This window comes from Amaricoccus macauensis (genome assembly GCF_014201905.1).
Taxonomy (GTDB): Bacteria; Pseudomonadota; Alphaproteobacteria; order Rhodobacterales; family Rhodobacteraceae; genus Amaricoccus; species Amaricoccus macauensis.
Window position 1 is genome coordinate 90,629 of the sequence record NZ_JACHFM010000003.1, and the last position, 26,728, is coordinate 117,356.

A 26,728-nucleotide genomic window follows, 5' to 3' on the forward strand; every position below is an offset into this window, starting at 1 on the left:
GCCGCTGAGCGCCGGGCGCGGTAGTCCGTGCGACGGCTCGCGTCGGGATCCCGCCGTCGGCGGCACAACTCCGCCCCGGGCTACCGTCTCCGGGGGCCGAAGCTCGGGGGGCGGCCGAAGCTGACGAGCGAGACGCCGTCGCGCAGCGCATCCGGCAGGCGGGAGAGCGGCAGCGCCCGCTCACCCCCGGCGAGGACACCGCCCTCGCGATCGAGTTCGAGGCGCCGGCCGACGAGTGCCTCAAAGCGGGCGGGGCCGGCGGCCACCGAGAAGGAGCCGCCGACCGCTGGCCCGGTCTCGAAGCCGGCGTGGCGCCAGGCGACGCGCACGCGCTCCACGCGGCCCTGATCACCGTTGCCGGCCACCAGCACCTGTGCGGAGACGATGTCGGGAAGTTCTGGGGGCATGGGGCTTGCCTATCCTTGCCGCTGCGGTCCGGTCAGAAGGTCTGCGAGCCGACCGGCCTCTTCTGGGGTGAGTGGCTGCACGCCGGGCGCGCCGAGGCCGCGAAGTTTTGCCGCCATTACCGCGCGGCCCGCGTCGATCAGCCCGGCGCCGGTCGCGAGATCGTGCCCGGTGCGCGCCCTGTTGGACTGGTTCGGGTGGCAGCGTCCGCGTTTCACGTCTCGCGCCGTGCCGACGAGGATCGAGCGGACCTCATGCGGCGTCAGGCTCGGGCAGGCCTGCAGCACCAGTGCGGCGGCGCCGGCGAGCTGGGGCGCGGCCGCCGAGGTGCCGCTGATCGCAGCCCAGCCGTCATGGCCGGTGGTCTCGTCGGCATGGGGGTGCCGCCCGCCGGCACGGACGTCGTCGATGCGGCAGCCCTTTGGCATCGGCAGCATGATGTAGGCGGCCTTCGGCAGCATCCCGACGAGGCCGCAGAGGTCCGGGACGTGGCGCCCGGGATAGACGTAGCCGGCGTTGAAGCCGCTCGCGTAGTCCGATGCGCGGAGCCGGCCGTCCTGCCCCATGAAGACGCCGCCCGCCGAGATCACGTCCGGGTGCATGCCGGGAAAGCCGAACTCGCCGTTGCCGGCCGAGACGACGACGACGATCCCGGCCTGTACCGCGGCGGAGACAGCAGCGGCGAGCGCGAAGTCCGGGGCTTCGAGCGTCGCGGGTGGCTTCAGGTTGCCGCCCCAGCTGAGCGAGATGATGTGCGGGTTGAGGCTCACCGCCACGTTGAAGGCGGCGGCGGTGTTCACCATCGACGCCTTGACCGGCACGAGCTCCGCGTCGGGCGCGAGAGCGAAGATGTTGGCGCTCTCGGAGGTGCCGTGGCCGTCGGTGTCACGCGAGGGCTCGGTGGCGCCGGGGCCGAGGACGACCGGTGCCACGCGGAAGCCGTGGCGGGTGAAGAAGGGATGGGCCTCGTGGCCGGTGTCGACCATGGCAATGCGGATGCCGCGTCCGGTGATGCCGGCGCGATGCGCATGGGTGGCGCGGCTCGCGACGGCGACGCCGTCCGGCACGTCGAGGTGCCAGTAGTCCACCGCCGGCGGCACGGGGTTGGGCTTGCCCATGAGGAAGCGCGGTGCCTCGAGCGCGACGCCTTCGAGCGCCTGGGCGAAACGGCCGCGCCGGGTCGCGACGAGGCCGCGGCGCTCGGTGTTGCGGCAGTCGAGGAAGGTCGCGGTGGTGTGGACCTGTCCGGGCTTGATGACCTCGCGTTCCTCGGTGACGATCGGCGCGCCGAAGGCATCGGCGAAGAGCCGGGGCGGCCCGGCGAAGTTGATGGTGATCCGGTCGGGATGCGCGCGCAGGATGGTAAAGCCCGCGCGCCGGAGGTCCTCGATGGCGCGGTCGCAGATCTTCGCCTCGGAGCGGAAGTCATCGACGTTCGAGGCGTCGAGCCGGCCGTCGGCCTCGAACAGCGACCGGCCGCCCAGCGAGTGCGGCGAGGCCTGCGCGAACACCATCTTCGGCAACGGAGACGGCGAGGGAGCGGGACTCCGGCGGTTCTTGCCTGCCATCGGATAGGGACCTCGACACTGGTGCCACGAAAACAGCACGGGAAAAAAGACTTGGGCTCAATCGGCACCGCAAATGGGGCGCGGGTCCAAGCCTAGCAGAAGTCCGGGTCTCTCGGGAGTCCTGTCGTCGGGTGCCCGGACGTCAGACCCAGCCACCGTCAATCACGACGGTCTGGCCGGTGATCGCGGAGGCGTCTTCGGAGGCGAGAAAGACCGCCGGCCGGGCGATGTCCTCGGGCACGAGGCGGCGCGCGAGGCATTGGCGCTCGGCGCGCGTGGCGTCGGCCTCGGGGGTGAGCCAGAGCGTCTTCTGTCGCTCGGTCATGATCCAGCCGGGCGCGATCGCGTTCACCCGGATGTTGTGCTGGCCATAGTCGCGCGCCAGCGAGCGCACGAGGCCGACCACGGCCGACTTCGAGGCGGAATAGACGGGCATCCCGCCGATCCCGGCCAGCGGCACGATCGACGAGAGGCTGATGATCGCGCCGCCGCCAAGTCCGATCATGTCGGGAAGTACGGCCTGCGAGGCGAAGAAGTGGTGGCGGAAGTTCGTGGCGATGCGTTCGTCGAAATAGTCGGGTTCAACGTCTTCGGTCGGGTGCCGGTCGTCGCGCGCGGCATTGTTGACGAGCGTGCCGACCGGCCCGAATGCCTCGCGGACGGACGCGATCGCCGCACGCAATGCCGGGATGTCGCGCAGGTCGACCGGCTCGAACCGGACGGTGGCGTCTTCGCCCGCGAGGCGGTCGGCGAGGGCCGCGCCCGCCTCGATGTCGAAGTCGAGAAAGCCGACGCGCGCGCCCTGTGCCGCGAAGGCGGCGACGATCGCCGCGCCGATGCCGGAAGCGCCGCCGGTGACGATGACGGTGCGGTCACGAAGGTCGGGGTAGGTGGCGGGCATCGTGTCTCGTCCTGTCACATGGCTTCGGCAAGCAGGCGGCGGTAGTCCGACGCGCTCGCCTCGCGCGGGTTGGTGGCGTGGCTGTGATCGGCCAGCGCGCGCTCGATCACCAGATCGAGGCGGTCGGGCGTCACACCAATTGCCGCGAGACCAACCGGCAGGCCGAGGCGCTGGTTGAGCGCGGCCACCGCTTCGGCGAGATCGGTATCGGCGGCGAGCCCCATGGCGGCGGCCAGCCGGGCGAGCTTCTGGCCGACGACCGGCGCATTGAACCGGAGCACCGGCGGCAGGAGCAGGGCATTGAGGGTGCCGTGGTGCAGCTTCAGATCGCCGAGGCTGCCGAGGGCGTGGCTGAGGGAGTGCACCGCGCCGAGGCCCTTCTGGAACGACAGGCCACCCTCCAGCGCGCCCATCATGAGGTCGGTGCGCGCCGGCAGGTCGGCGGGGCTTTCCACCGCCGTCTCGAGATTGCGCCAGATCCGCCCGGCCCCGTCGAGGGCGATCGCCTCGGCGGGCGGGTTCAGGCGCGGCGAAAGGAACGTCTCGATGCAGTGCGAGAGGGCGTCGAGCCCGGTGGCGGCGGTCAGCCAGCCCGGCAGGCCGAGGGTGAGTTCGGGGTCGCAGATCGCCCGCTTCGGGATGAGGTGCGGGCTGATGAAGCCGAGCTTCCGGCCGTCGTCGAGGCTGAGGAGGGCGGCGCGGCCGACCTCGGCGCCGGTACCCGAGGTGGTCGGGATGGCGATGACCGGCGCCACCGGGCCGATGCGGTCGATCCCGCCGAGGATGGCGGCGTAGTGTTCGAGCGGTGCCTCGTGCGTCGCGAGGAGGGCCACGCCCTTCGCGAGGTCGATGGGCGAGCCGCCGCCGAGCGCCACGATGCCGTCGCAGTCCTCGCGCCGATAGACCTCGAGCGCGGCGTTGACCGCCGTCTCGGTCGGGTTTGTCGGCGTGTCGAGGAAGACCGCGGCGGCGGGCATCAGCGGTCGCACCCGCTCGATCAGCCCGGCGGCCGCGAGCCCCTGGTCGGAGACGAGAAGAGGCCGGCGGATGGAAAGCTCGGCACAGGCGGCGGTGAGGGCCGAGACTTCGCCCGGGCCGAAGTCGATGGTGGTGAGATAGACGATGCGGGCCATGGTCAGGCCACGCGGCAGGTGGTCGGCGCGCGGAATGCGGGCGCGGTACGGGGTGCGGTGAGCATGGATCTCCCTTCGGAACGCGCGGATTGCCTCCGCGTCCGGCTGTCGCCCGATGCTGCGGCTCAGGCGCGGAATGTCAAGGTCACCGAAGCGGATGAGAGGCGCGCGATTGCCGGAAGCGCCTCAGAGCATCGGCCGGCCGCCGGTGACGGGGATGACGGCGCCGGTCATGTAGCTGCCTTCGTCGGAGGCGAGCAGCACGTAGGCGCCGGCGAGTTCGGCCGGCTGGCCCGGCCGTCCGAGGGAGGTGTCGCCGCCGAACTCCCGTACCTTTTCCTCCGGCATCGTCGAGGGAATGAGCGGGGTCCAGATCGGACCCGGAGCGACGGCATTCACCCGGATCCCGCGCGGCCCGAGCATCGCTGCGAGCCCGGCGGTGAAGTTCGAGATCGCCCCCTTGGTCGTGGCGTAGGCGAGAAGTCCGGGCGAGGGAGACTTGGACTGGATCGAGGACGTGTTGATGATCACCGCGCCCGGCTGCATCACCTGCACCGCGGCCTTCGAGAGGTAGAACATCGCGTCGAGGTTGGTGCGCATCGTGCGGCGCCATTCCTCGTCGTCAATCTCCTCGATCCGGTCGATGGTCGCCTGATGGGCGGCGTTGTTGACGAGGATGTCGAGGCGTCCAAACGCCTGCACCGAGCGGTTGATGAGGGCGCGGCAGTGGTCGGCATCGCCCACGTCGCCGGGCAGGAGCAGGGCCTGGCGTCCGGCCGCCTCGACCCACGCCGCGGTTTCCTGTGCGTCGGCGTCCTCCTCCAGGTAGGAGATGACGACGTCGGCGCCTTCCCGGGCGAAGGCGATGGCGACGGCGCGGCCGATGCCGCTGTCGCTGCCGGTGATGAGCGCGACGCGCCCGGTCAGCCGCCCGTTGCCGCGGTAACTTTCTTCGCCGTGATCGGGGGGCGGCACCATCGCGGCGGTCTCGCCGGGCATCTCCTGCTGCTGCTCGGGCTGCGGCGGGCTCGGGTGCAGCGTCGTCGGATCGGGGGGCATCACGTGTCCTTTGGAACTCACTCGGGGCTTGGAGTGAAAACCGCTTCCCGTGCCCTTCGTTCCAGCCGTCTCAGGCGGGGATGCGCGGCTTGCCCGTCCGCATGTTCACGAGGTTGCCGGCGATGATGATCGCGGCACCGACGAAGACCGCGACGCGCAGTTCCTCGCCGTAGAGCAGGGCGCCAACCGCGGTGATGAGCGGCAGGCGCAGGAATTCCATGGGGGCGACGATCGTTGCCGGCGCATAGGTGAGCGCCGAGGTCAGCGCGTAGTGCGCAGTGAGGCCGGTGAGCCCGACGATGAAGATCCACGGCATCACCGCGAGCGAGGGCAGCGGGATGCCGCCCGGCGCCGACAGGCCGAGGCTGAGCAGCGCCTGGATCAGCGTCATCCAGAACGTCACGCAGAGCACGCTGTCGTGCGCCATGATCCGCTTGGTGAAGATGGTGTTGAGCGCGAAGCAGATCGCCGATGCGAGCGCCGCCGCGTGGCCGATCTCGAGGGGCGAGCTGCCCGGCTGCGCGACGACGAGAACGCCGATGAAGCCGAGGATTGCGCCGAAGATCCGCGCCCGGGTCAGGTGCTCGCCGAGCAGGAACGGCGCGAGGAGGGCGACCCAGATCGGGTTGGTGAACTCGAGCGCCACGAGCTGGCTGAGCGGGACCAGCATCAGCGCGAAGAACCAGAGATTCTGGCCGGTGTAGTGGAAGATGTTGCGCTTCAGGTGGAGGTCGAAGCGGCTGGTGCGAATCTGCGCGAAGCCCTTCGGACTTGCGGCCAGAGCCACGAGGACGATGAGAAAGCCGACCGTCGAGCGGTAGAGCATGAGCTCGAAGGTGTTCATCTCGACCTGAATCGCACGGCCGGAGATCGCCATCAGGACGAAGGAGAAGATGGCGCCGAGCATCCAGAGGCCGGCCTTGGTGTAATTCACCTGTTGCATGGTGCATCGGTAGCCTGCCCGGTCGCGGGACGGAAGGGGCGTTGCCCGGTGGCACGCACCTGCCTAACATCGCCTCGGCCCGTACTCGTCAGGAAACGATTCCGATGGCCGACGTCTCTCAAGCTGCGGAAGTGGCCGCCCATGGCCCAGATCTGGTCAGCATCGTGGTGCTGCTCGCGGCCGGCGTCGTGGGTGTGCCGCTCTTCAGGCGGCTCGGCCTCGGCTCGGTGCTGGGCTACCTTGCCGCCGGCCTCGCCATCGGACCGTTCGGGCTCGGGCTCTTCTCGGACCCGCAGACGATGCTCCATGTGGCCGAGCTGGCGTCGTGCTCTTTCTCTTCATCATCGGCCTCGAGATGCGGCCGTCGCGGCTCTGGTCGATGCGGGGCGAGATCTTCGGGCTCGGCCTCGCGCAGGTCGGGCTCTGCATGCTGATGCTCTGGACCGTCGGGATCACGCTCGGCTATCCGCTGGCAACGGCGCTGATCTCCGGGACGGGGTTCGTGCTGACCTCGACGGCGATCGTCATGCAGGTGCTCGACGAGCGGGGCGAACTGAACCTGGCGCCGGGGCGGCGGATCATCGCGATCCTCCTGCTCGAGGATCTGGCGATCGTGCCGCTTCTCGCGCTGGTGGCCTTTCTCGCGCCGGGTGGTGGCGAGGCGGTGACCCTCGCCGAGCGGATCCAGAGTGTCGTCATCGGTCTTGCGGCCATCGCGGCGCTGATCGCGGCCGGACGCTGGCTGCTCGATCCGTTGTTCCGGGTGCTGGCGAATGCTCGGGCGCGGGAGGTGATGACCGCCGCCGCGCTGCTCATCGTGCTCGGGTCGGCGCTTCTGATGCAGTCGGCCGGGCTCTCGATGGCCATGGGGGCGTTCCTCGCCGGCGTCATGCTCTCGGAGTCGACCTATCGCCATCAGCTCGAAGCCGACGTCGAGCCGTTCCGGGGCATCCTGCTCGGGCTGTTCTTCCTCAGTGTCGGCATGTCGCTCGACCTCGCGGTGGTCTGGAAGAACCTCTGGCTCATTCTCGCGAGCGTGGTGGCCTTCATGATCCTGAAGGGGCTTGGCATCTACCTGGTGGCGCGGGTGGCGCGCGCCAGCCGGGCCGAGGCGCTGCAACGGGCGGTCCTGATGATCCAGAGTGGCGAGTTCGCCTTCGTGCTCTACGCCGCGGCGGTGGGCGTCGGGTTGCTCACGCCGGAGGAGAACGCCAACCTCACGGCAATCATCATCCTGTCGATGGCGCTGACGCCGCTGCTCGTCATGCTGCACGACCGCTTCGCCACTCGCCAGACGGTCGTCTCGGCCGAAGGGCTCGATGTTCCGGACGGGCTGGAGGGCAGCGCGCTCATCATCGGCTTCGGGCGGGTTGGCCAGATCGTCAGCCAGCCGCTGCTTGGCCGGGACTGCTCGATCAGCATGATCGAGACCGACCCGGAGATGATCCAGGCGGCGGCGGAGTTCGGCTTCAAGGTCCACTACGGCGACGGAACCCGGCTCGACATCCTGCGGGCGGCGGGGGCGGCGGAGGCGGGGGTGATCGTGGTCTGCGTCGAAGAGCCCGAAACGCAGCTCCGCATCGTCGAGCTCGTCAAGGCCGAGTTCCCGATGGTGCCAGTGCTGTCGCGCGCCTACGACCGGCAGTCGGCGCTGGCGCTGGAGGCGGCGGGGGTGGATTTCGAGGTGCGCGATACCTTCGAGGCGGCGCTGGCGCTTGGCGAGAAGGCGATCCTGACTCTCGGAGCCGACCCCGCGCGCGTGCCCGAGATCATGCAGGACGTGCGCGAGCGGGACGCCGAGCGCTTCGAGCGCCAGCTCGTCGGCGGCATCACCGCGGCGCGCGATCTCATCCGCGGCAACATCCCGGGCTGGCCGGGCAACCGCCGTACCGATGACGAGGCCCGCCGCGCGATGGGGGAGCCTGCGCCGTGACCCGCTGCGCCATCGCTGCCGGCGCTGGCGGGACGGGCGCCTGGCGGGACGGGCGCCTGAGGTGACGCGGCACGTGGCGCTGCTCTACTCGATCGTCCTCGGTCCGGGGCGGCGGGTGATCATGGCTGAGTTGCGCGCCCTCGCGGCGGAGCTCGGGTTCGCCGCGCCGCAGACGCTGCTCGCGAGCGGGAACCTGATCCTCGACGCGGAGACGGAGGATCCGCGCGAGGTCGAGGCGCGGCTTGAGCCGGGGTTCGCGGCGCGGTTCGGCAAGGCGATCCCGATCATCGTCCGGCGCGGCGATGCGTGGCCCCGCCTCGTGGCCGGCTGCCCGTTTCCCGAGGCGGCGGCCAGCATGCCGTCCTGCGTCGCGGTGCGGGTGATGCGCGTGCCGCTTGCCGGCGGCGCCGAGACGGCGTTTGACCGCTACCGGGTGCCGGGTGAGGAGCTTCGGGTGGTCGACGGCGATCTCTGGGGCCTGTTTCCGCATGGGCAGGGAAACTCGAAGCTCGCGGCCGCCCTCACCCCGGCGCGGACCGGCGGCGTGGGCACGTTTCGCAACTGGAACACCGTCCGGAAGGTCGACGCGCTGCTTCGGGGCTGACCGCGGCGTTCGCGGCGGCTAAGAGGCAAGGCATGGAAAGCCCCGGTTCCCTCGATATCCTTCTCGTCGCGCCGCCCGGTCTCGAGCCGGTGCTGGCCGAGGAGGCGCGCAGCCGCGGCTTCGCGCCGGCCGAACCGGGCCCGGGCGGAGTGCGCATCACCGGCGGCTGGCCCGAGGTCTGGCGCGCGAACCTGGAACTTCGCGGCGCCACCCGGGTGCTGGCGCGGATCGGCGCGTTCCGGGCGATGCATCTGGCACAGCTCGACAAGCGCGCGCGCCGCTTCCCCTGGGGCGAGACGCTGCGGCCGGACGTGCCCGTGCGGGTGGAGGCGAGCTCGACCCGGTCGCGGATCTATCATGCCGGTGCCGCCGCCGAACGGGTGTCGCGCGCCATCGCCGAGACGCTGGGCGCCCCGGTCAGCGACGATGCCATGGTGGTGGTGAAGGTCCGGCTCGACGATGATCTCTGCACGATCAGCGTGGATACCTCGGGCGAGTCGCTGCACAAGCGCGGCCACAAGGTTGCGGTCGGCAAGGCTCCGATGCGCGAGACGCTGGCGGCGCTCTTCCTGCGCCAGTGCGGCTATGCCGGGACCGAGCCGGTGGTCGATCCCATGTGCGGCTCGGGGACGTTTCTGATCGAGGCGGCCGAGATCGGGCTCGGGCTGCTGCCCGGGCGGACGCGGAGCTTTGCGTTCGAGAGCCTCGCGACCTTCGATGCCGCCGTCTGGGAGCGGATGCGCACGCAAGCGGCGCCGCCCGCGCCGCCCTTGCGCTTTCTCGGCGCCGACCGTGACGCCGGCGCGATCCGCATGGCCGAGGCGAACGCCGGGCGTGCCGGGGTCGAGGGCGTCATCGACTTCCGGCGGCAGGCGATCTCCGATCTGGTGGCGCCGGAGGGGCCGAAGGGGCTCGTCATGGTCAATCCGCCCTATGGCGGGCGGATCGGCGAGCGGGAGTTGTTGCGCGGGCTCTATGGCACGCTCGGCAAGGTGCTGCGCGCGGGCTTCTCCGGCTGGCGGGTCGGGATCGTGACGAGCGAGCCGGCGCTGGCCCGCGCCACCGGCCTGCCGTTCCTGCCGCCGCTGCCGTCAGTGCCGCACGGCGGGCTGAAGATCGGGCTGCACCGGACCGGACCTCTGCCCTGACCGCCTCGCGGGGTCAGGGCTTGCCGAGCGCAGCGGCGATCGCTCGGGCGAGGATCGCCGCATCGAAGGGCTTGCGGATGACCGGCGCGGTGAAGCCCGCGGCAATCAGCGCCTCGTCGCCATAGCCGGTGGCGAAGATGAACGGGATGCCCGCCGCGATCAGCTCCCGCGCGAGTGGCATCGAGGTGCCCTGCCCGAGGTTCACGTCGAGCACCGCGACGTCCGGCTGGCTCACGGCAACGCTGCGGCGGGCCTCGTCGAGCGTCGAGGCGGTCCGCACCCGGCGCGCGCCGAGCCCGGCGAGCATGTCCTCCACATCGACCGCGATCAGCAGCTGGTCTTCGAGGAGCAGGATATCGAGCCCGGACGGCATCTGCGCCGCTCTCTCGGGCACCGTGGCTCCCGGCGACCAGTCGTGCCGGGGCGCTGTTGCCGCCGAGACGTGGCGCGCGGGCAGGAGGAAGTGGGCTTCGAGGCCCTCTGCGCGATAGTCGACCCGGCTTTCGCCGCCGAGGTCGAACGGGATGCTGCGCTGGATAAGGGCGCTGCCGAACCCCGGGCGGCGCGGCGGGATCACCTCGGGACCGCCGCGCTCGCGCCAGACGAATTCGGCGGCGCCTGCGTCGGTCACGCGCCATGCGATCTGGACGCTGCCGGCGGGGACCGAGAGCGCGCCGTACTTCGCGGCATTCGTCGCCAGCTCGTGCAGCATGAGCGCCATCACCGAGAATGCCCGGGTCTCGAGCCAGAGCGGCGGGCCGTCGAGCGTCACTGCCGCGCCCTGACCACGGTAGGGGCCGAGTTCGGCCGTGAGGAGGTCGCTGAGCGTGCCGCCACCGTCGCCGCGCGCGACCTGATCGTGGGCGTGGGCGAGCGCCTGGATCCGACCCGCGAGCGATGCCACGTAGTCCTCGACCGAGCGCCCCGCCGTGGCTGGCCGGGCGACCAGCGACTTGATGACGGCGAGGATGTTCTTCACCCGGTGGTTCAGTTCCTCGTTCAGCATCCGCTGACGGAACTCGGACCTCCCGCGCTCCTCCACCATCGCCTCGCTGTGGCGAAGCACGATCTCGACCGCCGCGGCGCGAGTCGCCTCGGCGATCTCGCGATCGGCCTCGGTCCACGGCCGGGCCTGCCGGTCGACGGTCTCCTTCCAGACCATGAAGCTCTTCCGCGGCGTCAGTCGATCGCCGGTCGGGCCGGGAGTCGGGGCTTTCCTCGGGTCGCCGCCCCAGTTCAGCGTCTCGACCAACTCCTTGCGGAAGAAAAAGAAATAGTCGCGTGGCACCTGCGACAGCGGGATCGCCAGCACGCCGGAGGCCTCGGCATGGTAGGCTCCCGCGGCGGGATGCTCGTGCGGAAGTCGGTGGCTCGCCCAGACCCTGCCATCGGCGTTCGCCTCGACGTGGCGGGCGAGGGCCGGGATTGCCTCCGGAGGCGGCGTCGAGCCGAGCCCGCTCCAGCGCCCGTTCATCCAGAGCCCGACGCCGTCGCAAGGCATCAGCCGCCGCAGCTCGCCAAGGTTGTCGCGCAGCAGCGTGTCGATGTCCGGCTGTTGCGACGCGCGGCCCAGGAAGCGGTCGAGCGTCCGGCGTGCCTCGGTCGCGGAGTCGAGGCTGCGCTTCTGGATGAGCGTCTGGAGCTGGAGCGAGAAGTACTGACCGAAGAGCTCCGCCGCCACCCGCTCGGCCATGGGCAGGACGCGCGACGAACCGTGGTGGCAGGCGATGAGGCCCCAGAGACGGCCGTCGACGACGATCGAGATCGACATGGAGGCGGCCACCCCCATGTTGCGCAGGTATTCGCAATGGATCGGCGAGACGCTTCTCAGGTGCGCGAAGGAGAGGTCGAGCGGCTCTCCGGCCGCGTCGAACTCCGGCGTGATCGCGATCCTCGGGTTTTCGGTGTCGGAGACGATGCGCAGGGTGTTGCGCAGGTAGAGCTCGCGGGCCTGATGCGGGATGTCGCTGGCCGGGAAGTACTGGCCGAGGAAGCTCTCGAGCCCCGGCCGCCGCGTTTCGCCCACCACCTTGCCCGAGCCGTCAGGCTCGAAGCGGTAGATCATCACCCGGTCGTAGCCGAGCACCGCGTGGACGAGCCGCGCGCCCCGCGAGATCAGGAGGTCGACGTCCCCGAGGCCGTTGACCCGGCCGATGAGTTCGCGGGCGCGGTGCAGTGGGTGCGGATGCGCTCCCGGCGGCTCGAACTCGATGATCGACGTGCCCGCGAGGCGATGGGCCGCCACGTCGAAGCTGCCACCACGGGTGGCGAGACCGGGGACGAGGGCCGCCCGGCCGTCTTCCATGACACTGGTCAGGGCGTTGCGGATGTCGTGCGCCGCCTGATTGCCGATCACGTCCTCGAGCCGCTGGCCGACGAGCGGCCCGGCGGCGCCGAGCATCGCCGCGGCGTTGGCCGAGACGCGGCCGATCTGGCCTGCGGTCGCGTCGCAGGCGATGAGGCAGCCGTGGGGCTGGATCGCACCGGGGACGTGGATCGGTTCGCGGTCGCAGTTCGTGAGATCGACCGGCTCAGCCACGGACGGCGACGTCTCGCGCCCCGGCGTCCAGTTCGGCGAAGGCACCCCGGGCGGCGGCGAACGCGGCTTCCGCTGCCGCCACCCCGCGCAGATAGCGCCGATAGCCGGCGAGACTGTCGAGGAGGCCGACAGTCTCGTCGAGAGCCGCGTGAGAGTTCGCGGTATGGTTGCGCAGCTGATGGCGTCGGTTCGAGGGGGGCATGGTCTCGTTCCCTGCTGGCGGGCGCGAAGCGAGGCGCCGCTCAGTCCTCCTCGTCAGCCGTGACCACGTTCTGCACCGGCTCGCCACGGGGCGGCCGGCCGATCACTTCGCGCAGTTCATCGAGTTCAATGAAGTTGTCGCACTGGCGGCGCAACTCGTCCGCAATCATCGGAGGCGAGCTGCGGATCGTCGAGACAACCGACACTCGCACACCTTGACGTTGAAGCGATTCAACCAGCGGGCGGAAGTCGCCGTCGCCGGAGAACAGCACGATGTGGTCCACATGCGGTGCCATTTCCATGGCATCGACTGCAAGTTCGATGTCCATGTTCCCCTTGACCTTGCGTCGGCCCGCCGAGTCCGTGAACTCCTTGGCCGGCTTCGTCACCATCGCGAAGCCGTTGTAGTTCAGCCAGTCGACAAGCGGACGGATCGGGGAATACTCTTCGGTCTCGAGCAGCGCGGTGTAGTAGAATGCCCGTAACAGCTTGCCACGGCGCATGAACTCGGTGCGAAGCAATTTATAGTCGATGTCGAACCCGAGCGCGCGTGCTGCAGCGTAGAGGTTGGCACCGTCGATGAACAGGGCAAGCCGTTCGTCGCGGTAAAACATTGCTTGTAAATCCTCCAGAGGAAGAACGTGGGGGGCTCAAGGGCCAAGCGGCTCCCTTGAGTGGATTGTTCGCGTTATACGGTGCAGCGGTGCGACGGGGAAGCCCTAGGGGGAAAAGTTGACGTTGGACTATCTGATAGCGATAGGCGCAAATCTGCCGATCGACAACCGATCATCTCGTGAGACTCTGGAACTTGCGCTCAGGGAACTTGGCGCCGAGGACATGCGGGTCATTCGCCGCAGCAGATGGTACCGGACACCGGCCTGGCCACCAGGTTCAGGGCCGGACTACGTCAATGGCGCGGCCGCGATCGAGGCCGAAGCAGGGCCTGAGGATGTGCTCGCGGCGCTGCATCGCGTTGAGGCACGGCTGGGGCGCGAGAGGGCAGAGCGCTGGGGGGCGCGCGTCTGCGATCTTGATCTTATTGCGAGTAGTTCGGCGGTCATCCCGGACGCGGCGACGGTGCGGGCGTGGATGGACCGGGTCGGCGACGCGCAGCGCGAGGTGCCTCCCCGGCTGCTCCTGCCGCACCCGCGCCTGCACGAGCGGGCGTTCGTGCTGGTGCCGCTCGCGGACGTGGCGCCGGAGTGGCGCCACCCGCTGCTCGGGCGGACGGTGCGCGACCTTGCGGCCGCGCTTCCGCCCGATGTCCGGGCCGAGGTGGTTCCGCTCGACTGACGCGGCTCAGCGATCGGGCAGCGGGATGAACTCGGAGTCGTCCCCCGGCGGCAGCTGGAAGCGCCCGTGTGCCCAGTCCCCCTGACGCCACGCTTCCTTGGCCGCCTCGATGCGCTCCTTCGAGGAGGCGACGAAGTTCCACCAGATGTAGCGCGGTCCGCCGAGCGTCTCGCCGCCAAGCAGCATGATCCGCGCGCCCGCCGGTCCGGCGGTCACCGACAGCCGGTCGCCGGGGCGGAACGTCATCATCTGCATGGACTCGAAAGTCTGGCCTGCGACGATCACGCTGCCCGACACCACGTAGAGCCCGCGGTCCTCGTGCCCGTCCGGCAGCGGCACCTTGGCGCCGGGGGCAAGCTCGACGTCGGTATAGAACATGTCGGTGAAGGTCTTCACCGGCGCCCGCTCGCCCCACGCGGTTCCGAGGATCAGCCGGGCCTTCACCCCCTCGGCATCGAGGTAGGGCAGGGCTTCCTTGCCAACGTGCTCGAACGACGCCCCGTCGTCCTCGGAGCGTTCCGGCAGCGCCACCCACGTCTGGATGCCGAAGAGCGAACTCGGATGCTGGCGGGTCTCGGCGCTGGTGCGCTCCGAGTGCGTGACACCCTGTCCGGCGATCATCCAGTTGACCGCGCCGGGATAGATCATCTGGTTCGAGCCGAGGCTGTCGCGATGCTGGAACTCGCCGCGGAAGAGGTAGGTGACGGTCGCAAGCCCGATGTGCGGATGCGGCCGCACGTCGATGCCCTGACCGGTCAGGAACTCCGCCGGGCCCATCTGGTCGAAGAAGATGAACGGCCCGACCATCTGGCGCTTCGGTGCGGGCAGCGCCCGGCGCACCTCGAAGCCGCCGAGATCACGGGCACGCGGCACGATGAGAGTCTCGATCGAGTCGACCGACTCCGCGTCGGGGCAGGTCGGATCGAGTGTCGGATTCCAGCTCACGAGTTGCCTCCCTGCAAAAGATCGGCCCACTCCGGGTGCCGACGAAACTGTGCCGCGGCGAACGGGCAGAGCGGCAGCACCTTCACGCCGGCGGCGCGAAAGTCTGCCACGCCCCTTGCCACCAGAGCCGCGCCGACGCCCTGGCCCCGGAAGGCGTCAGGCACTTCGGTGTGGTCGATGATGATGAGACTTTCGCCGGCGCGGGTGAAGGTCATTTCCGCCTCCGCACCATCGGCGCGGTAGACGTAGCGGCCCTTGGAGCCGTTGTCCTCAAAGGTGATGTCGCTCGGATCGATCGCCATGGCTCTCCTCCTTCATGCGTGTGGGGCTTCATGCGTGTCGGGCCGGCGCGCCCGGTCCGGCGCGCCGTGCGTGGGGTCAACGCAGGAACTGCGCGATCGCCGAGATCTCGCCCCGGCTGATCTCGTGGCCGCCGGGCTCCCATGCGGTCTCGACCGGGGTGCCCTGCGCGCGGAACCAGCTGTCGAGATCCCGGGTCGCCTGGGGCGGGCAGATCGGATCGCGCTCACCGGCGGTGATCAGGATCTCGGTCGTCACCGCTTCCGGCGCGGGCGTCCACGGGATGTAGGGGTGCATGAGCACCGCCTTGGTGAAGAGCTTCGGCCGGGCGAAGATCAGGCTCGCGAGGATGTTCGCGCCGTTGGAATAGCCAAGGCCGATCACCTCCGACGGCTTCGCGGCCGCCACGTGCGCCTCGACGAACGCGGCCATCGCCTCGGTTCGCGTGGCGAGATCCGCCATGTCGTAGCGCCCCATCCCGAGGCGGCGGAAGAAGCGGAGGGCGCCACCCTCGTTCACGTCGCCGCGCGGGGCGACGATGGCGGCACCGGGCCGGAGTTCCCGCATGAGCGGAACGAACTGCGTTTCGGTGCCCCCCGTGCCGTGGAAAACGAAGGCCAGATGGCGTCCTTCGGCAAGGCCCTCGGCGTGGTAGATGTAGCTCTCGGCTGCGTCGGCGCTCTTGGTCGTCATGGCCCCGTCTCGTTGAGTGATTGTTGTCACGCAACATAGAGCCGATCAGACCGGATACAAACCGAGCAAGCGTTAGACGGTGTGTTGACGGATCCGCTACAGATCAGGCGGTGAGGCCGAGCGCGGCGAGGAGCGCGAGGCTGACTGCGGCGAGCCCGGCGAGGGAGAGAACGACCGCCGCCGTCACCCGGCCGCCGGCCCGCGCGAGGGCTCGAACGTCGGTTCCGAGGCCGAGGCCGGCCATGGCGAGCACCGTCAGGAAGGTGGCGATCCGGCCGATCTCGGGCAGGGCCGCGTCGGGGATGAGACCGGCGGAGCGGCAGAGCACCAGCGCGAGAAAGCCGAGCACGAACCACGGCATCACCTGCCCGAGGCTCGGGCGCCGAGCCGTGTCGGTGGCGGGCGCGCCGGGGCGGCCGCCGAGACGCGGGGCGAGCATCGCGAGGGCGAGGCAGACCGGCCCGAGCAGCGAGACACGGACGAGCTTCACCAGCGTGCCCATCTGCACCGCCACGGCGCCGAGGGGCGCCGCCGCGGCGATGACCTGCGGCACGGCGTAGACGGTCAGCCCGGCGAAGGCGCCGTAGGCGAGCGGGTTCATCCCGAGCGCGATCCCGAGGATCGGCAGGCCGAGCACCACCACGATGCCGAGAACCGCGGTGAAGGCAATCGCCGCTGCCACGTCCTCGCCGTCGGCGTCGATCACCGGCGCGACCGCGGCAATCGCCGAGTTGCCGCAGATCGAGTTGCCGCAGGCCACGAGCAGCGCCATTCGCGGCGGAAGCCGGAGGCAGCGCCCGATCAGGAAGCTGACGATGATCGCCACGACGACAACCCCGGCGATACCGGCGAGCAGCGCCGGTCCGGCGGCGAGCACCGTCCCGATGCCGAGCGAGGCGCCGAGCATCACCACGGCGACCTCGAGCGGATACTTCGCCGCGAAGCTCGCGCCCGCCCGCCAGCGCGGCCCGGTCAGAAGCAGGCTCCGCACCAGCGTCCCGAGCAGGATCGCGAGGACCAGCGCCTCGAGCCAGGCTCGGCCGAAGAGCGCTGTCTCCACTGTCTCGAGCCCGTAGGCGACGGCGGTCACGGCAAGCGCGAGGCCGAGGCCGGGCAGGAGGGGGCCGAAGGTTTCGGTGAAGGTTTCGGTGCGGCGGGGGAGGGCGAGCTTCATGGGGGGTATCCTTTCGAAGCCGTCTCTACCGCGCTGCGGTATGTTCCATCCAACCGAACGTTTCGATGGTTTCAATCGACTGATCCGAACGAATGTGGCAGGATGGCCGGCAATGACACTCGACCAGCTCCGGATCTTCGTGGCGGTGGCGGAGCGGCAGCACGTGACCGCGGCCGCCCGTGCCCTCAATCTCACCCAGTCGGCGGTCTCGGCGGCCGTGGCGGCGCTCGAGTCGCGCCACGATGTCCGGCTGTTCCACCGGGTCGGGCGCGGGATCGTGCTGACCGACGCGGGCCGGCTGTTTCTCGGCGAAGCGCGACAGGTGCTCGCGCGCGCCGAGGCGGCGGAACGGGCGCTCGACGATCTCGGGAGCCTGCGGCGCGGGACGCTGCGGGTGGTGGCGAGCCAGACGACTGCCGCTTACTGGCTGCCGCCGATCCTCGCGCGCTATCACCGGCTCTATCCCGGGATCGAGCTCGACCTGGCGCTTGGCAACACCGAGCAGGCGGCGGCGAAGGTCCGCGACGGCGAGGCGGATCTCGGGATCGTCGAGGGTGTGGTCGATGATCCTGTGCTCGCCCACTGGCCGGTGGGGGCGGATCGGCTGATCCTCGTGCAGTCGCTGCCGTGGGATGCGCGGCCGATCGACGCCCGCTGGCTCGCGGCGGTGCGATGGGTGCGGCGCGAGCCCGGGTCTGGCACCCGATCGACGATCGACGCGGTGCTCGAAGCGCTCGGGCTCGACCCTGACGCGCTCGACGCGCTCGTCATGCCGTCGAACGAAAGCGTGCGCACGGCCGTCGAGGCCGGGGCGGGGATTGCCGCGCTCTCCTCGCTCGTGGTGGGCCCGGCGCTTGCCGCCGGCACGCTCCATGCGTTGCCGTTCGACCTCGGCCCGCGGCCGTTTCACGCGCTCCGGCACAAGGAGCGCTACAGCCCGCGCGCCGCCGATGCGCTGGTCGAGCTCCTCGCGGGCGAGGGCGTGCTGAAAGACGTGACGGGCGAGAAGACGTGACGGGCGAGCGGCGCAGACCCCGCTAACCGCGCCTTAAGCTTTCCGCCTCACCTTGGCCCGGCGTCGCGTTGGCCAGAAGCAGGGTCGGAAAGCAGCAGGTTTCTCGAGTCTGTTTTCGGCGGGTTCAATCCCGCTGCGTATGGCTGCTGCGTGCCCGGACCCGTCGGGGCCCGGGTACGCGCCTCCGATCCGGGACCAACGTGACGCGCCCCCGCTCAGGGCCACTTGGCCTCGGGCGGGAGCGACATCAGCACCGCCTCGACGTTGTGGCCGGTTTCGAGGCCGAACTTCGTCCCACGGTCGTAGATCAGGTTGAACTCGGCGTAGAAGCCGCGCTTCACCAGCTGGATCTCGCGCTCGGCATCCGTCCACGCCTCGCCCATCCGCCGCCGGGTGAGCTCGGGGAATACCTTCAGGAATGCCCGGCCCACGTCCTGCGTGAAGGCGAAATCCGCCTCCCAGTCACCGGTGGCGAGGTCGTCGTAGAAGATGCCGCCGACGCCGCGCGCCACGCCACGGTGGCGGATGAAGAAGTACTCGTCCGCCCACGCCTTGTACCGCGGGTAGTAGGCCGCGTCGTGCGCATCGCAGGCGCCGCGCATGGCGGCGTGGAAATCCGCGGTGTCCTCGGGGATCTCGATCATCGGGTTGAGATCGGCGCCGCCGCCGAACCAGGCGGCGCCGGGCGTCCAGAACATCCGGGTGTTCATGTGCACCGCCGGTGCCCGGGGCGAGCGCATGTGCGCGACGAGGCTGATGCCTGAGGCCCAGAACCGCGGATCCCCGCTGAGGCCGGGGATTTCCTTGCGCGCGGTCAGGCTGCGCTGTGCGGGCTCCGCGAGTTCGCCGTAGACGGTCGAGATGTTCACCCCGACCTTCTCGAACACCCGGCCACCGCGCATCACCGACATGACGCCGCCGCCGCCCTTGCCACCGTCCCGCGTGGTCGCCTTGCGCTCGAAGCGCCCCGCCGGCAGGTCTGAGAACGGTCCCTCCGTCCGGGCGTCCTCGATCGCCTCGAAGGCCGCGCAGATCCGGTCGCGCAGTTCCTCGAACCAGAACGCCGCCCGCGCCTTCTCGGCCTCGCCGATCGCTGCCATTCCGATCACCGCTTCCCGTGGAAATTCACTGTCCCGCACGGCTTAAGTGTCATCGGCGGTCGTTGTCCAGCAGTGCGGGCCGGTTTCAGCAGACCGCCGGCTGAAGCGCCGGGGCCACGACGCGGCGGAAATGCGCGATGCCGCGACGGTGGCCATCGCCTTGCCACATGCTCTCGGCTAGCGTCCGGACGATGCGGCCCAGGGCGGCCGACACCCCCCTCAGCGAGACCCCGCACACCGATGCCGATCTCTCCCTATGTTCTGCCCATCGTCCTGCTGATCGCCTCGAACGTCTTCATGACGTTCGCCTGGTACGGCCACCTGCGCTACGCGACGTCGCCGCTCTGGATCGCGGTCATCGTCTCGTGGAGCATCGCGTTCTTCGAGTACTGGCTGGCGGTGCCGGCGAACCGGATTGGCCACACGGTCTATTCCGCCGCCCAGCTCAAGACGATGCAGGAGGTGATCACCCTCGCGGTCTTCGCCGGGTTCTCGGTCCTCTGGCTGAAGGAGCCGCTCGGCTGGAACCACGCGGCGGGGTTCGCGCTCATCGCCTGCGGCGCGGCGCTGATCTTCAAGTGGTAGCACCGGCCGGCGAGCGTCGGGCTCGCCGGCCGGCGACCGGTCAGCGGGCGAGGATCTCGCGCAGCGCGTCGTCGATCATCTTGATGTCCGGGCTCGTTCCGCGCGGATCGCCGCCGAAGTGGCCCCAGTCGGTTTCACAGACGCGCAGCTCCGCGTTCGGCATATGGGCAACCTCGTATTCGCTGTCCGCCGGCGGGAAGTAGAGATCGCTCGATCCGGGGATGACGATGGCATCGGCCTTGATGCCGGCAAGCGCCTTGTCGAAGTCGCCGCCGTACTGCGGATCGGCGGAGATGTCGGCGTTCTGCCAGGTCCAGATCATCGCCAGCAGGTCGTTCGCGTCCTTGGGCAGGAAGAAGCCCTCCCAGAAGTAGACGAGGAAATCCTCGAGCGATGAATAGCCCCACGGCACGTCGGCCGGCTTGCCGCCAAACGGCCGCTCGATCGTCGCGAGGTCGAGCTTCTTGCGGTAGAACGTCTGCGAGAAGCCCCAGCCGGCATAGACCCGCGCGGCGGCGCGCAGGCCCCGGCGCGGCGGCTCGTCGTACCAGCCGTCCTTGAAGGCGCCGTCCGCCGTCAGGGCCGCCTTCACCCCTTCGAGGAAGACGAAGTTGTGCCGCGAGCAGCGGGCGGCGCCCATGAACGGCACGATGCGCTCGACCATGTCGGGGAAGGACGCGCCCCACTGGAAGGACTGCGCCGCGCCCATCGACCAGCCGGTGACGAGGCGGATCTTCTGAATGCCGAACTTCTCGGTCACCAGTCGATGCTGAAGCTGCACGTTGTCGTAGACGGTGACGTTCGGGAAGCGCGCCCGGTCGTAGGGTTCGGACGTGTTGCTCGGCGAGGTCGACACGCCGTTGCCGAGCGCGTTCGGGATGATGATGAAATACTTGCTCGGATCGATCGCCGTATCCTCGCCGATCATCCACTCGTTGTCCTTGTGGTTCGCCGAGTACCACGTGGGAAAGACGATCACGTTGTCCTTGGCGGCGTTCAGCGTGCCATAGGTCTTGTACGCGAGCTGCGCTCCGCGAAGCGTCAGTCCTGACTGGAGAACGATGTCTCCGAGCTCGAAGGTCTCGTGGTCGGTCATGTGAGGTTTCCTCCTTTAGCGTGAAAGATCAGGCAGCGTGAAAGATCGGGGCTCCGCCTAAGCCCGCCGGGCCGGCGATCTGCGAGCGGTTCAGCCCCGATGGGTCGGAACGAGCACTAGTGAAACGGGCTCCCCTTGTGCGCATCCGACCAGGTCGTCGGATCGGGCCTGTCGTCGACCGGGTCGCGGCCGGGGCAGAGGCAGGACCGCAGGTAGTCGTAGAGCACATCGACCGCCGCTGACGGCCGCTCGGCCGGGGTGCGGTAGAGCAGGAGGTCGACCGACGGCAGCGGCGGCAGTCCCGCCTCGGGCGGCACCTGCCGGAGCCCCGGCACCAGCGCGTCCTCGACGAGCACGGTGACCGCCATGCCCGAAAGCACCGCGGTCTGAAGCCCGCTGATGCTGTCGCTGACGCAGGCGATCTGCCAGTCGCGGCCCGCCCGGTCGAGCGCCTCGATCGCGTGCTCGCGGAAGATGTTGCCGGGCGGCAGCAGCGCCACCGGAAGTGGCGTCTCCTGATGGGCGAAGGAGGTCGATCCGGTGAGCCACACGAGTTGCTGACGGCCCACCACCTCGCCGCCGCTGAACCCCGCCATCCGGGTCACGAGCGCAACGTCGATGCTGCCCTCGCGGATGCGCCCGAGCAGGGGCCGCGACAGCGCGCAGCAGAGCTCGAGGCGGATGTCGGGATGCTCGCGCCGGAAGCCGCCGAGGATCTGCGGCAGGAGGAAGGCGGCGTAGAGGTCGGGCACGCCGAGGACGACCGGCTTGCGCCCCTGCCGGGCCGAGAGCGCGCCGACGCATTCGTCATGCTGCGCGAGGATTTGCCGGGCATGAGACAACAGGATCGTACCGTGCTCGGTCAGCTCCGTGCCGCGCCGCGTGTCGTGGAAGAGCTTCTTGTCGAGGAGCAGCTCGAGCTTCTGGATCTGCTGGGTCACCGCCGACTGCGTCCGGCCCATCCGCCGCGCCGCCTCGGTCGCGCTGCCGGTCTCGATCGTCAGGACAAAGGCCCGGAGTGCGCGAATATCGAGATAGATCGACATGGTTTGCTCCGCTGCAAATGGACCGGCTCGTGTCAGGATACGTGGCCGTTCAGCAGAAGATACCCCGGCAGGAACCCGGTCACGAGGCTGTTGAAGAGCGCCATCCAGCCGGTCGGGCCGGCGATCGGCGCGCCCCGCACGAGGAGCAGGAAGAACATCGCGTAGAGGATGGCCCAGAGCAGGCAGCAGATCGCGAACCAATACCCCCAGGTCGAGGTCGCCGCCCCGAAGCCCTCGGCCGCGATCGGCAGCAGCAGGATCGCAACCGAGAGGCAATACCACCCGAGGCCCCGGCCGTCGTGCTCGCTCCGCTGGTTGAGCGCCACCCAGAGGAAGGTGATGCCGAAGAGCAGGATCACCGCCGAGGACCGGACCGCGTCGATGGTCACGCCGTTGCCGACGACAAGCAGCAGGCTGACGGTCGCAAGGACCGCGCCGGAGAAGATGTTGGGGATCACGACTTCCTTCGAGGTAATCCGGCTGTGTAACCACAGACCATTCTGAAACAGAACGATTCCGACATAGAGCAAAACCAGTCCTGTCAGCATGATGTTTCCTCGGAGGACCACAGACCTGTCTGACGGCGCGCAAGAATGTTTCTTGCGACCTATGTGCGTTTCGGTCTGATTTTGGGTTGACGTTCAAGTATCTGAATACAGTCGGTGATACGCCGTGTAAAATTAGAAATCGTAATCTCCGGGATTAGGGATGTCCCGGAAGCGGATCTCGCAGGCGCCACGGTTGTCGGCGGTTGTGCCGTGTGACGTTCCGGCATACCGCGTTCGTCCGGGATTCCCGTCGGTCGGGGACGCGGTGCCGGCCTTCGCCGTCTTTCCGGCGCGGAGTTTCCGGTAACGGCGGGAAGACGAAAGCCATGCGGATCCGCTTCTGCGGATCTGCTTCTTTGGCGACAGCTTCACCCACGGCGATGGCGAGGCCGGCCGATCGCGCGTGGGCGGGGATCTGAGCCTGCGTACTCGGGACGCGTTGCCTCACCCGTCGGTGTTCGCCACCTCGAAATCCGCCGGCACCGAGCTTGCACTGACCAGACGCGCGTTCGGCAGGTCATTGCCTTCGCACTTCTCCCGCACTGTCCCCGCGTCCATGCCGTAGCCTTCCCAGCGAGCAGAGAGGCGGCGCGTCAGCTCGGCCTCGGGCACCCGCAGGAAGACCGTGCGGTCGAAGAACGGCCGAAGCTGCGCCCATGCCGGGTCATCGAGCAGGAGGTAATTGCCCTCGACGATCACGAGCCGCGTCGCCGCCGGAATGATCCGGGCGCCGGCGCGGGCGATCTCGATCGAGCGGTCGAAGACCGGCACCGCCACATCGCGCCCGTCGTCGGCGCGCAGACGCGCGAGCATCGCGGCGAAGCCGTCCACGTCGAAGGTGTGCGGCGCCCCCTTGCGCGCCCGGTGGCCGCGCGCGTTCAGCACGATGTCATCGTAGTGGTAGCCGTCCATCGGCAGCACCTCGGCCGCCACCTGTTCCGCCAGCGCCGCGTGCAGCCGCTCGGCGAAGGTGCTCTTGCCTGAACCGGGGGCGCCAGCCACTGCCACGAGCCGGCGCGCCGCGCCCTGCTCCGCGACGAGGCGGGCGGCGAGGCCCGCGAGATCGACCATCTGCGTCATGTGCGTGCTCCACCGAGGCCCCGGCGCGGGCTGTTCCCGCAAGCTCTCGGGGATCGGGGCAGCCGGCGCAAGCCTGCTTGCACCACCCCGACCCGCGTCCTACCGTTCCGGCGGAGGCACCCGCGCCCGACCCGGGGGCCAGCCACCGCTGCGGGAGTGCCGCGGCCCGGGGTCGAGGTTCCCACCGCCACGTCAGGGAGCGCGCATGTCCTTCACATCCTGCCTCATCGTCATGCTGGGCGGCGCGCTCGGTACCCTCGGCCGCTACGCCGTGTCGGTGCTCGCGGCGCCGATCAGCCGCGACATGCCGTGGGGCACGATCATCGTCAACGTCACGGGCTCGCTCCTCATCGGCTTCTTCGGCACGCTGACGCTCGCGTCGGGCCGCTATCCGGCGTCGGAGAACCTGCGCCTCTTCGTGATGATCGGCATCTGCGGCGGCTACACCACCTTCTCGTCGTTCAGCCTGCAGACGCTCGACCTGCTGCGCGCCGGCCATCCCGCACGCGCCGGTTTCAACATCGCGGTCTCGGTCATCACCTGCGTCGCCTTCGTGGCGCTCGGCCATGTGCTGGCCTCGCGGCTGAACGGCGGCGCAACCGCCATCGCCCAGTCGGCCATCGAGGAAGACGTCTGACGTCAGTCGGGGATCAGCCGCCCGACCGCGCGGTCGCCCTCGCGCTCACTCGCACCGAGCCCCGCCACCACCCCGGCCCGGTCGGCGGCGGGGCGGTTCTGGCTGAGCTTGCGCTTGCCCTCGAGCCGCGCGATCCGCATCCGCAGGCCGACGATGCCGCGGAGTTGCGACTGCACGAACGCCTCCGGCGCGTCGGAGACCGCCCAGGGCTCGGGGCGCGCGGCTTCATGCAGTTCGGTCAGCCGCGTCACCACGTCGAGCAGGCGACCGGCGTCCTCGAAGAATTCGACCGGACCGCTCGCGTGAACGGCGACGTAGTTCCACGTCGGGACCACCTTGCCGGTCTCGGCCTTCGTCGCATACCACGACGGCGTGACGTAGGCGTTCGGCCCGGTGAAGACCGCGAGTCCCTCGGTCGTTCCGCCACGCCACTGCGGATTGGCCCGCGCCACGTGGCCAACCAGCGTGCCGAACTCGCCCTCGCCCGGATCGAGCAAGAGCGGCAGCGGCGTGCCGATGAGACCCTCCGCCCCGCAGGTCACCAGCGTCGCGAAAGGCGCCGCGCGCATCGCCGCGTGGATGCTGGCGCGGTCGTCCTCGCGGAAGGCTGGGGGCGTGTACATCGGCGGTCCTCGCGACAGGCAGTGTCCCGTCCTAGGAGCGACTCGGCCCTGCCGGCAAGTCCCGGGGTGACAGCGCGGTGATTCTGCGGTAAGGACCGCGCATTCCGCCTGCCTGAGGAGTCACTTGCATGAAGCCAGTCTGGTCCCCCGCGTTCATCTGACCGGCCCTGACCACGGGCCCGCCGGCCCGCGCTTCTGCATCTGCCTCGGCTTCCTCACGCCCCGGATATTCCCATGTTCCGTTTCTTCGAGTCGCTCGTCGACCCCTACGCGCCCTATGCGGAGCGCGACACGCCCCCCTCGCGGCTGTGGCCGTTCCTGAACGCCTACCTGCGGCCGGCGCGCAAGGTGATGGCCCTTACCATCGTCTCGGTCTTCGCCGTGGCGGTCGTGGAGATCTGGCTGATCTGGTACGCCGGCCGCATCGTCGATGTTCTGGGCGACACGACGCCGGCCGAGGTGTGGGCGCGCCACGGGCTCGAGCTTCTCGGCGTTGCCGCCTTCATTCTGGTGGCGCGGCCGTTGATTCAGACGGTCTCGGCCGCGCTCCTCAACCAGTCGCTGATGCCGAACGTCGGCACCATCGTGCGCTGGCGGGCGCACCGGCACGTGCTGCGCCAGTCGGTCGGCTGGTTCCAGAGCGACTTTGCCGGGCGCATCGCCAACCGGATGATGCAGACCGCGCCGGCGGTGGGCGAGGCGACGTTCCAGACCTTCGACGCCATCGTCTACTCGATGGTCTACCTCGCGGGCGCACTGTGGCTGCTCTCGGGCACCGACGTGCGGCTGGCGGTCCCGCTCGTCGTCTGGCTCGGGCTCTACATCTGGCTGGTCGCCTGGACGATCCCTCGCGTCGGCCGGGCCTCCAAGGCGTTCTCGGATGCCCGCTCGGCGATCACCGGGCGCATCGTCGACAGCTACACCAACATCCAGTCGGTGAAGCTCTTCGCGCACACGAGCACCGAGGAAGACTACGCCGGCGAGGCGATCGAGCACGCGCGGCGCACGTTCATGGACCAGATGCGGATCATCACCCTCATGGACCTCGGACTGACGGTGCTGAACGGCTTCCTGATCGTCGCGGTCATCGGCCTCGCGCTCCTGCTCTGGCAGGGCGGACATGCCACGATCGGTGCCGTGGCGGCAGCCTCGACGCTGACCTTGCGGCTCAACGCCATGACCGGCTGGATCATGTGGTCACTGTCGTCGCTGTTCCAGAACGTCGGCGTGATCCGCGAGGGGCTCGAGACCATCGGCCAGCCGCTCGATCTGACCGATGCGAAGGACGCGGCGGAACTCGACGTGACGAAAGGTGAGATCGTCTTCGACCACGTGCGCCACCACTACGGCCGCGGGTCGGGGGGGCTGGCCGACGTGTCGCTGACGATCCGCCCGGGCGAGAAGGTCGGCCTCGTCGGTCGCTCCGGCGCGGGCAAGTCGACGCTCGTCAACCTGATGCTGCGCTTCTTCGACACCGAGGGCGGCGCGATCCGCATCGACGGGCAGGACATCCGGTCGGTCACGCAGGACTCGCTCCGGCGCCAGATCGGCATGGTGACGCAGGACCCCTCGCTCCTGCACCGCTCGGTCAGTGCCAACATCCTCTATGGCCGTCCCGAGGCGTCGGAGGCCGAGGTGATCGCCGCCGCCGGGCGCGCCGAGGCGCACGCGTTCATCCTCGGCCTCGCGGATGGCAGCGGGCGCTCGGGCTACGACGCGCAGGTGGGCGAGCGGGGCGTGAAGCTCTCGGGTGGCCAGCGCCAGCGCATCGCGCTCGCCCGGGTGATCCTGAAGGACGCGCCGATCCTCGTGCTCGACGAGGCGACGAGCGCGCTCGACTCCGAGGTCGAGGCGGCGATCCAGGAGACGCTTTACGGCGTCATGCAGGGCAAGACGGTGATCGCGATCGCGCACCGCCTCTCCACCATCGCCCGGATGGACCGCATCGTCGTCCTCGACGATGGCCGCATCGCCGAGGAGGGCACCCACGCCGATCTGCTGGCGAGGGACGGCCTCTACGCCCGGTTCTGGACGCGCCAGTCCGGGGGGTTCCTCGACCTCGGGCAGGGGACCGAGGCGGCCGAGTAACTGCGGGGGGCGCCGGCCGCAGGGCCGGTGCCTGTCCCCGACGAGCGCAACCAGACACGCACCTCGTCGGG

Annotated in this window: 27 protein-coding genes; 8 read left to right on the plus strand and 19 right to left on the minus strand. The window is 69.7% G+C overall.

The genetic code is table 11. The features are described 5' to 3' along the window. Positions 1-80: 80 nt before the first annotated feature. The 6 genes from HNP73_RS14345 to HNP73_RS14370 all read right to left on the minus strand — a co-directional run bounded on the left by HNP73_RS14345 (position 81) and on the right by HNP73_RS14370 (position 6,009). A complete protein-coding gene (locus HNP73_RS14345; RefSeq protein WP_184151006.1) occupies positions 81-407 on the minus strand; it encodes a hypothetical protein in 327 nt (108 codons plus the stop codon). Positions 408-416: 9 nt separating this feature from the next. Beyond that, positions 417-1,973, minus strand: a complete 1,557-nt coding sequence (locus HNP73_RS14350) for a S8 family serine peptidase (protein ID WP_184151009.1) — start codon at positions 1,971-1,973, stop codon at positions 417-419. 142 nt (positions 1,974-2,115) lie between these two features. Then, positions 2,116-2,874, minus strand: coding sequence for an SDR family NAD(P)-dependent oxidoreductase (locus HNP73_RS14355; RefSeq protein WP_184151012.1), 759 nt, complete (start codon positions 2,872-2,874; stop codon positions 2,116-2,118). 14 nt (positions 2,875-2,888) lie between these two features. Then, entirely contained in the window at positions 2,889-4,007 is a 1,119-nt protein-coding gene (locus tag HNP73_RS14360) for an iron-containing alcohol dehydrogenase (protein ID WP_184151015.1), read from the minus strand. A gap of 186 nt (positions 4,008-4,193) precedes the next feature. Then, on the minus strand, positions 4,194-5,066 hold the full coding sequence (locus tag HNP73_RS14365) for a glucose 1-dehydrogenase (protein ID WP_184151017.1): 873 nt from the start codon (positions 5,064-5,066) through the stop codon (positions 4,194-4,196). A gap of 70 nt (positions 5,067-5,136) precedes the next feature. Continuing rightward, positions 5,137-6,009 carry a DMT family transporter gene (locus HNP73_RS14370; RefSeq protein WP_184151020.1) on the minus strand — a complete coding sequence of 291 codons (873 nt, stop codon included), beginning with the start codon at positions 6,007-6,009 and terminating at the stop codon, positions 5,137-5,139. 325 nt (positions 6,010-6,334) lie between these two features. Between HNP73_RS14370 and HNP73_RS23925 the strand changes: the two genes are divergently transcribed. From HNP73_RS23925 to HNP73_RS14385, 3 genes are all read left to right on the plus strand, one after another. Next, entirely contained in the window at positions 6,335-7,942 is a 1,608-nt protein-coding gene (locus HNP73_RS23925; protein WP_343063317.1) for a cation:proton antiporter domain-containing protein, read from the plus strand. A gap of 61 nt (positions 7,943-8,003) precedes the next feature. Next, positions 8,004-8,546: a DUF1697 domain-containing protein gene (locus tag HNP73_RS14380; protein WP_184151023.1), complete on the plus strand. Its 543-nt coding sequence runs from the start codon at positions 8,004-8,006 to the stop codon at positions 8,544-8,546. Between the two features lie 32 nt (positions 8,547-8,578). After that, positions 8,579-9,694: a THUMP domain-containing class I SAM-dependent RNA methyltransferase gene (locus tag HNP73_RS14385; RefSeq protein WP_184151026.1), complete on the plus strand. Its 1,116-nt coding sequence runs from the start codon at positions 8,579-8,581 to the stop codon at positions 9,692-9,694. 13 nt (positions 9,695-9,707) lie between these two features. On the opposite strand, the gene HNP73_RS23930 is transcribed toward HNP73_RS14385, so the two are convergent. Genes HNP73_RS23930 through HNP73_RS14400 form a run of 3 tightly spaced genes read right to left on the minus strand, consistent with a single transcriptional unit; the run spans position 9,708 to position 13,048 of the window. After that, the gene (locus HNP73_RS23930; protein ID WP_184151029.1) at positions 9,708-12,233 is read right to left on the minus strand and encodes an HWE histidine kinase domain-containing protein; all 2,526 of its coding nucleotides are present in this window, start codon (positions 12,231-12,233) and stop codon (positions 9,708-9,710) included. Beyond that, positions 12,226-12,435, minus strand: coding sequence for a hypothetical protein (locus HNP73_RS14395; protein WP_184151032.1), 210 nt, complete (start codon positions 12,433-12,435; stop codon positions 12,226-12,228). Before HNP73_RS14395 ends, HNP73_RS23930 begins: the two co-directional genes overlap by 8 nt. Positions 12,436-12,475: 40 nt before the next feature. Then, entirely contained in the window at positions 12,476-13,048 is a 573-nt protein-coding gene (locus tag HNP73_RS14400) for a LabA-like NYN domain-containing protein (protein ID WP_184151035.1), read from the minus strand. A 124-nt stretch (positions 13,049-13,172) separates the two neighbouring features. Between HNP73_RS14400 and folK the strand changes: the two genes are divergently transcribed. Then, positions 13,173-13,727 (plus strand): 2-amino-4-hydroxy-6-hydroxymethyldihydropteridine diphosphokinase, encoded by a 555-nt coding sequence (gene folK / locus HNP73_RS14405; protein ID WP_343063318.1) that lies wholly within the window; start codon positions 13,173-13,175, stop codon positions 13,725-13,727. A 6-nt stretch (positions 13,728-13,733) separates the two neighbouring features. Here folK and HNP73_RS14410 read toward each other — a convergent pair whose 3' ends face one another. The 4 genes from HNP73_RS14410 to HNP73_RS14425 form a co-directional block, all read right to left on the minus strand. Continuing rightward, on the minus strand, positions 13,734-14,672 hold the full coding sequence (locus HNP73_RS14410) for a pirin family protein (RefSeq protein ID WP_184151041.1): 939 nt from the start codon (positions 14,670-14,672) through the stop codon (positions 13,734-13,736). Continuing rightward, positions 14,669-14,974 (minus strand): GNAT family N-acetyltransferase, encoded by a 306-nt coding sequence (locus HNP73_RS14415; protein ID WP_184151044.1) that lies wholly within the window; start codon positions 14,972-14,974, stop codon positions 14,669-14,671. Before HNP73_RS14415 ends, HNP73_RS14410 begins: the two co-directional genes overlap by 4 nt. 76 nt (positions 14,975-15,050) lie before the next feature. Then, positions 15,051-15,665, minus strand: coding sequence for an alpha/beta hydrolase (locus HNP73_RS14420; RefSeq protein ID WP_246399841.1), 615 nt, complete (start codon positions 15,663-15,665; stop codon positions 15,051-15,053). A gap of 103 nt (positions 15,666-15,768) precedes the next feature. Next, a complete protein-coding gene (locus HNP73_RS14425) occupies positions 15,769-16,839 on the minus strand; it encodes a YeiH family protein (protein WP_184151048.1) in 1,071 nt (356 codons plus the stop codon). A gap of 112 nt (positions 16,840-16,951) precedes the next feature. Here HNP73_RS14425 and HNP73_RS14430 point away from each other — a divergent pair, with 112 nt between their 5' ends. Next, positions 16,952-17,854, plus strand: coding sequence for a LysR family transcriptional regulator (locus HNP73_RS14430; protein ID WP_184151051.1), 903 nt, complete (start codon positions 16,952-16,954; stop codon positions 17,852-17,854). A gap of 215 nt (positions 17,855-18,069) precedes the next feature. Here the strand turns inward: HNP73_RS14430 and hemF are convergent, their stop codons facing one another. Next, positions 18,070-18,954: an oxygen-dependent coproporphyrinogen oxidase gene (hemF, locus tag HNP73_RS14435; protein ID WP_184151054.1), complete on the minus strand. Its 885-nt coding sequence runs from the start codon at positions 18,952-18,954 to the stop codon at positions 18,070-18,072. 240 nt (positions 18,955-19,194) lie between these two features. Between hemF and HNP73_RS14440 the strand changes: the two genes are divergently transcribed. Beyond that, a complete protein-coding gene (locus tag HNP73_RS14440) occupies positions 19,195-19,539 on the plus strand; it encodes a DMT family protein (protein ID WP_184151057.1) in 345 nt (114 codons plus the stop codon). A gap of 40 nt (positions 19,540-19,579) precedes the next feature. Here the strand turns inward: HNP73_RS14440 and HNP73_RS14445 are convergent, their stop codons facing one another. The 4 genes from HNP73_RS14445 to HNP73_RS14460 all read right to left on the minus strand — a co-directional run bounded on the left by HNP73_RS14445 (position 19,580) and on the right by HNP73_RS14460 (position 23,309). Next, on the minus strand, positions 19,580-20,635 hold the full coding sequence (locus tag HNP73_RS14445; RefSeq protein ID WP_184151060.1) for an alpha/beta fold hydrolase: 1,056 nt from the start codon (positions 20,633-20,635) through the stop codon (positions 19,580-19,582). A gap of 116 nt (positions 20,636-20,751) precedes the next feature. Then, entirely contained in the window at positions 20,752-21,681 is a 930-nt protein-coding gene (locus tag HNP73_RS14450) for a LysR substrate-binding domain-containing protein (protein ID WP_184151063.1), read from the minus strand. 32 nt (positions 21,682-21,713) lie between these two features. Then, positions 21,714-22,229 (minus strand): AmiS/UreI family transporter, encoded by a 516-nt coding sequence (locus tag HNP73_RS14455; protein WP_184151066.1) that lies wholly within the window; start codon positions 22,227-22,229, stop codon positions 21,714-21,716. A gap of 444 nt (positions 22,230-22,673) precedes the next feature. After that, positions 22,674-23,309 carry a nucleoside triphosphate hydrolase gene (locus tag HNP73_RS14460; protein WP_184151068.1) on the minus strand — a complete coding sequence of 212 codons (636 nt, stop codon included), beginning with the start codon at positions 23,307-23,309 and terminating at the stop codon, positions 22,674-22,676. 205 nt (positions 23,310-23,514) lie between these two features. Here HNP73_RS14460 and crcB point away from each other — a divergent pair, with 205 nt between their 5' ends. Continuing rightward, complete coding sequence (crcB, locus tag HNP73_RS14465; protein ID WP_184151071.1) at positions 23,515-23,946, plus strand: fluoride efflux transporter CrcB; 432 nt, start codon at positions 23,515-23,517, stop codon at positions 23,944-23,946. Between the two features lie 2 nt (positions 23,947-23,948). Here crcB and HNP73_RS14470 read toward each other — a convergent pair whose 3' ends face one another. Then, positions 23,949-24,569 (minus strand): FMN-binding negative transcriptional regulator, encoded by a 621-nt coding sequence (locus HNP73_RS14470; RefSeq protein WP_184151074.1) that lies wholly within the window; start codon positions 24,567-24,569, stop codon positions 23,949-23,951. 234 nt (positions 24,570-24,803) lie between these two features. Between HNP73_RS14470 and HNP73_RS14475 the strand changes: the two genes are divergently transcribed. Beyond that, positions 24,804-26,657 (plus strand): ABC transporter ATP-binding protein, encoded by a 1,854-nt coding sequence (locus HNP73_RS14475; protein WP_184151077.1) that lies wholly within the window; start codon positions 24,804-24,806, stop codon positions 26,655-26,657. Positions 26,658-26,728: the final 71 nt, after the last annotated feature.

Coding starts and splice junctions, on each gene's coding strand:
- HNP73_RS14385 (WP_184151026.1), top strand. CDS start 8,579: ATGGAAAGCCCCGGTTCCCTCGATATCCTTCTCGTCGCGCCGCCCGGT.
- hemF (WP_184151054.1), bottom strand. CDS start 18,954: ATGGCAGCGATCGGCGAGGCCGAGAAGGCGCGGGCGGCGTTCTGGTTC.
- HNP73_RS14395 (WP_184151032.1), bottom strand. CDS start 12,435: ATGCCCCCCTCGAACCGACGCCATCAGCTGCGCAACCATACCGCGAAC.
- HNP73_RS14415 (WP_184151044.1), bottom strand. CDS start 14,974: ATGGCGATCGATCCGAGCGACATCACCTTTGAGGACAACGGCTCCAAG.
- HNP73_RS14440 (WP_184151057.1), top strand. CDS start 19,195: ATGCCGATCTCTCCCTATGTTCTGCCCATCGTCCTGCTGATCGCCTCG.
- HNP73_RS14425 (WP_184151048.1), bottom strand. CDS start 16,839: ATGAAGCTCGCCCTCCCCCGCCGCACCGAAACCTTCACCGAAACCTTC.
- HNP73_RS14345 (WP_184151006.1), bottom strand. CDS start 407: ATGCCCCCAGAACTTCCCGACATCGTCTCCGCACAGGTGCTGGTGGCC.
- HNP73_RS14430 (WP_184151051.1), top strand. CDS start 16,952: ATGACACTCGACCAGCTCCGGATCTTCGTGGCGGTGGCGGAGCGGCAG.
- HNP73_RS14450 (WP_184151063.1), bottom strand. CDS start 21,681: ATGTCGATCTATCTCGATATTCGCGCACTCCGGGCCTTTGTCCTGACG.
- HNP73_RS14470 (WP_184151074.1), bottom strand. CDS start 24,569: ATGTACACGCCCCCAGCCTTCCGCGAGGACGACCGCGCCAGCATCCAC.
- HNP73_RS14455 (WP_184151066.1), bottom strand. CDS start 22,229: ATGCTGACAGGACTGGTTTTGCTCTATGTCGGAATCGTTCTGTTTCAG.
- HNP73_RS14370 (WP_184151020.1), bottom strand. CDS start 6,009: ATGCAACAGGTGAATTACACCAAGGCCGGCCTCTGGATGCTCGGCGCC.
- HNP73_RS14365 (WP_184151017.1), bottom strand. CDS start 5,066: ATGCCCCCCGATCCGACGACGCTGCACCCGAGCCCGCCGCAGCCCGAG.
- HNP73_RS14360 (WP_184151015.1), bottom strand. CDS start 4,007: ATGGCCCGCATCGTCTATCTCACCACCATCGACTTCGGCCCGGGCGAA.
- HNP73_RS14350 (WP_184151009.1), bottom strand. CDS start 1,973: ATGGCAGGCAAGAACCGCCGGAGTCCCGCTCCCTCGCCGTCTCCGTTG.
- HNP73_RS14420 (WP_246399841.1), bottom strand. CDS start 15,665: ATGACGACCAAGAGCGCCGACGCAGCCGAGAGCTACATCTACCACGCC.
- HNP73_RS14355 (WP_184151012.1), bottom strand. CDS start 2,874: ATGCCCGCCACCTACCCCGACCTTCGTGACCGCACCGTCATCGTCACC.
- HNP73_RS14475 (WP_184151077.1), top strand. CDS start 24,804: ATGTTCCGTTTCTTCGAGTCGCTCGTCGACCCCTACGCGCCCTATGCG.
- HNP73_RS14460 (WP_184151068.1), bottom strand. CDS start 23,309: ATGACGCAGATGGTCGATCTCGCGGGCCTCGCCGCCCGCCTCGTCGCG.
- crcB (WP_184151071.1), top strand. CDS start 23,515: ATGTCCTTCACATCCTGCCTCATCGTCATGCTGGGCGGCGCGCTCGGT.
- HNP73_RS14400 (WP_184151035.1), bottom strand. CDS start 13,048: ATGTTTTACCGCGACGAACGGCTTGCCCTGTTCATCGACGGTGCCAAC.
- HNP73_RS14445 (WP_184151060.1), bottom strand. CDS start 20,635: ATGACCGACCACGAGACCTTCGAGCTCGGAGACATCGTTCTCCAGTCA.